The sequence below is a fragment of the Pseudomonas sp. CG7 genome (assembly GCF_023701885.1).
GTDB lineage: Bacteria > Pseudomonadota > Gammaproteobacteria > Pseudomonadales > Pseudomonadaceae > Aquipseudomonas > Aquipseudomonas zanjanensis.
The window spans coordinates 1-3,637 of the sequence record NZ_JABAEE010000160.1; the positions used below are offsets into that span (position 1 = coordinate 1).

A 3,637-nucleotide genomic window follows, 5' to 3' on the forward strand; every position below is an offset into this window, starting at 1 on the left:
CCCTGAAAGAGAGCTTACTGTGATCGCAAAAGTGGCATAACAAAACGGTGACGCGACAACTACCTTGAAAAACGCCGATGAGGGTGTATCGGTCGCTCTCGATGTCGGCTGACCTGTCGCTATCGCGAGCAAGCTCGCTCCCACAGGGTGACTGACCTATTCGAAAGATGAGAATCACCAACATGAGCGACTCCGGCCGCGCCGACGCACTGTTAGCCAATCTGCCCCGCAACGGCCGTGGCCGGCTCAAGGTCTTCCTGGGCGCGGCCCCGGGTGTGGGCAAGACCTACGCCATGCTGCAAGCGGCCCACAGCCAATTGCGCCAAGGCGTGAGGGTCATGGCCGGGGTGGTGGAGACCCACGGTCGCAGCGAAACCGAAGCGCTGCTCGGCGGCCTGGTACAGCAGCCGTTGGTGCGCTCGGAATATCGCGGTGTGATGCTCGAGGAAATGGACCTCGACGGTCTGCTCGCCGCCCGGCCGCCCTTGGTCCTGGTGGACGAACTGGCCCACAGCAACGCGCCCGGCAGCCGCCATGCCAAACGCTGGCAGGACATTCAGGACCTGCTCGCGGCGGGCATCGATGTCTACACCACCGTCAATGTCCAGCATCTGGAAAGCCTCAACGACCAGGTACGCGGCATCACCGGCGTGCAGGTGCGCGAGACGTTGCCGGACTGGGTCCTGCAGGAAGCCGATGAACTGCTGCTGATTGACCTGCCGCCACGTGAGCTGCTGGAGCGCCTGCGCGATGGCAAGGTCTACGTGCCGGAGCAGGCTCGGGCGGCGATCGATGCGTTTTTCTCCCAGACCAACCTCACCGCGTTGCGTGAGCTGGCGATGCAGACGGCCGCCGCCCAGGTCGACAATGACTTGGCCCAGGGTTATCGACAACTGGGCCAGGCCGCGCCGGCGGTGCGCGGACGCTTGCTGGTAGGTGTGGACGGTGACGCGCAGGCTGAACGCCTGGTGCGCCATGCCAGCCGCGTCGCCCAGCGTCGGCATCTGCCGTGGAGCCTGGTGCATGTGGACAACGGCAGTGCCCGTGACGAACTCTCGCGCCAGCGTTTGCAGAACGCCCAGCAACTGGCTGAACGTCTTGGTGGCGAGGTCGTGTTGCTGCGGGCCGGGGAAGTGGCCAGGACGCTGATCCAGCATGCCAGCGAACGGCGTGCCACGCTGCTGCTGGTGGGGCAGTCCCGGCCACGTCTGCGCCGACGCCTGTTTGGCGGCGGCCTCGCTTCGCGTTTGCTGCGCGATGCCCGGGGCCTGGAGATCAACGTGCTGGACAGCGATGAGCAACCGCGTCCTGCCCGCGTGCGTTCCAGCGCCGTCCAGACCGGGTTCGATTATGTGCTGGCATTGCTGGCGACCGCGGCGGCCAGCGCATTGGCCTGGGGTATCTCGGGGTTGCTGGCGTTGCCCAATATCTCCCTGGTGTTCCTGATGGCGGTCTTGCTGGTGGCGGTGCGCAGCAGTCTCGGCCCGGCGCTGGCCTGCGCGGCGCTGTCGTTCCTGGCTTATGACTTCCTGTTCATCCCGCCGAACTTTTCCCTGACCATCCAGCGCGAAGAAGACGTGCTGACGCTGGTGTTTTTCCTGCTCATGGCGGCCCTGACCGGCAATCTTGCCGCTCGCCAGCGTCGCCAGTTGCAGGCCTTGCGCGATACCCAACAGGAAACCGGCGAGCTGCTCGACCTGTCCCGCAAACTCACGGCCGCCACCGACCGCCAGGCGGTGATCAGCGCCGCCGTGCAGCACTTCAACGATTGGCACGACTTGCAACTGTGCCTGCTCAATCGCGATGGCCAGGGCGGTTGGAAGGCCGAAAGTGGTGAGCCGTTGTCCTTCACCGAGGCCGAACGGGCGGCGGCCGACTGGTCCTGGCAGCACGCCCAGCCGGCTGGCGCCGGCACCGGGACACTGCCTTCCGGGCGTTGGTGGTGGTGGCCGTTATCGGCGGAAGGGGGGCCGCTGGCATTGCTGGGCGTATGCCCGAAAGAAGGCAAGCCGTTGAGTGGCCAGCGCCGCCGTTTGCTGGCGGCCCTCAGTCAGCCCTTGGCCCAGGCGCTGGCGCGGGCGCAACTGGCCCAGGACCTGGAGGCGGCGCGTCTGCATGGTGAAACCGAACAACTGCGCAGCGCCTTGCTGGCTTCAGTGTCCCACGACCTGCGCACACCGCTGACCGCCATGCGCGGCAGCATCGACAGCCTGCTGGCGCTGGGTGAGGCGATCCCGCTGGCCGATCGTCGCGAGCTGCTGGAAGGCACCCGCGATGAGGCCGAGCGGCTGGATCGCTACATCCAGAACCTGCTGGACATGACCCGCCTCGGCCACGGTGCCCTGAAACTGGCGCGGGACTGGGTTGCGCCGGCTGATATCGTCGGCAGCGCGCTGAGCCGCTTGCGGGCGGTGTTGGCGCCGCTGACGCTGAGTATCGAGGTGCCTGCCGAACTTCCCTTATTGCATGTCCATGCAGCATTGATCGAGCAGGCGCTGGTGAACGTGCTGGAGAACGCGGCGCGCTTCTCGCCGGCCCAAGGACGCCTGTTGCTGAGCGCCGGGGCGACCGACAGCGAGGTGTTTTTTGCCGTGGCCGATGAAGGGCCCGGGATTCCTGAAGAGGAACGGGAGAAAATCTTCGACATGTTCTATACCGCCGCGCGCGGTGATCGGGGCGGGCGGGGAAGGGGTTCTGGGCTGGCGATCTGTCAGGGCATGGTCGGCGCCCACGGCGGGCGAATCAGCGTGGCCGAAGGTCTCGAGGGACGCGGCACCTGCATCACGTTGCACCTGCCGTTGCAGGCGCAACCAGGCATGGACGATGAAGCTTGAGCCCGGCTGAGATACTCTTTTGTTACCCGCAGCTTGCGACCTGCTAGCCTTTCCATTTGATTGCAATGAACGAGCCCCATGAGCCAGACCGCGACCCTTTTGGTCATCGATGACGAACCGCAGATCCGCAAATTCCTGCGCATCAGCCTGAGCTCCCAAGGCTACAAGGTGCTGGAAGCCGGCACCGGCGCCGAAGGGCTGGCCCAAGCGGCGCTGAACAAACCCGACTTGCTGGTGCTCGACCTGGGCCTGCCGGACATGGACGGCCAGCAGGTGTTGCGCGAGTTTCGCCAATGGTCGACGGTGCCGGTGCTGGTGCTCTCGGTGCGGGCCAGCGAAGCGCAAAAAGTCGAGGCGCTGGACAACGGCGCCAACGATTACGTGACCAAGCCGTTCGGCATCCAGGAATTCCTCGCCCGTATTCGCGCCCTGTTGCGCCAGGCCCCGACCGGCGAGCCCCAGGAGGCTGCGCTGAAGTTCGGACCGCTGACGGTGGACCTGGCCTATCGACGGGTGCTGCTGGACGACACCGAAGTGGCCTTGACCCGCAAGGAGTACGCCGTCCTGGCGCAACTGGCGCGGTATCCGGGGCGGGTCATCACCCAGCAACAACTGCTCAAGGACATCTGGGGTCCGACCCACACCGAAGACAGTCACTACCTGCGGATCGTGGTCGGTCACCTGCGCCAGAAGCTGGCCGACGACCCGACCCGGCCGCGGCAGTCACTTATACAAAAATGCCGCCTACGACGAAAAGGCTAATGTTCATCGCGGTGGTCGCCGTAACGTTAAAAATAAAACGG

The 3,637-nt window shown here is 65.3% G+C and carries 3 protein-coding genes; 2 read left to right on the forward strand and 1 reads right to left on the reverse strand.

What is annotated here, in order from left to right:
• On the reverse strand, positions 1-184 hold a 184-nt coding region (locus HGO40_RS30250; RefSeq protein WP_250966031.1), incomplete at its 3' end, for a hypothetical protein.
• Here HGO40_RS30250 and HGO40_RS30255 point away from each other — a divergent pair.
• Positions 183-2,834 carry a DUF4118 domain-containing protein gene (locus HGO40_RS30255; RefSeq protein ID WP_250966032.1) on the forward strand — a complete coding sequence of 884 codons (2,652 nt, stop codon included), beginning with the start codon at positions 183-185 and terminating at the stop codon, positions 2,832-2,834. The two genes, HGO40_RS30250 and HGO40_RS30255, sit on opposite strands and share 2 nt — an antisense overlap.
• A gap of 78 nt (positions 2,835-2,912) precedes the next feature.
• Positions 2,913-3,596, forward strand: coding sequence for a response regulator (locus tag HGO40_RS30260; RefSeq protein ID WP_250966033.1), 684 nt, complete (start codon positions 2,913-2,915; stop codon positions 3,594-3,596).
• Positions 3,597-3,637: the final 41 nt, after the last annotated feature.

Coding starts and splice junctions, on each gene's coding strand:
- HGO40_RS30255 (WP_250966032.1), top strand. CDS start 183: ATGAGCGACTCCGGCCGCGCCGACGCACTGTTAGCCAATCTGCCCCGC.
- HGO40_RS30260 (WP_250966033.1), top strand. CDS start 2,913: ATGAGCCAGACCGCGACCCTTTTGGTCATCGATGACGAACCGCAGATC.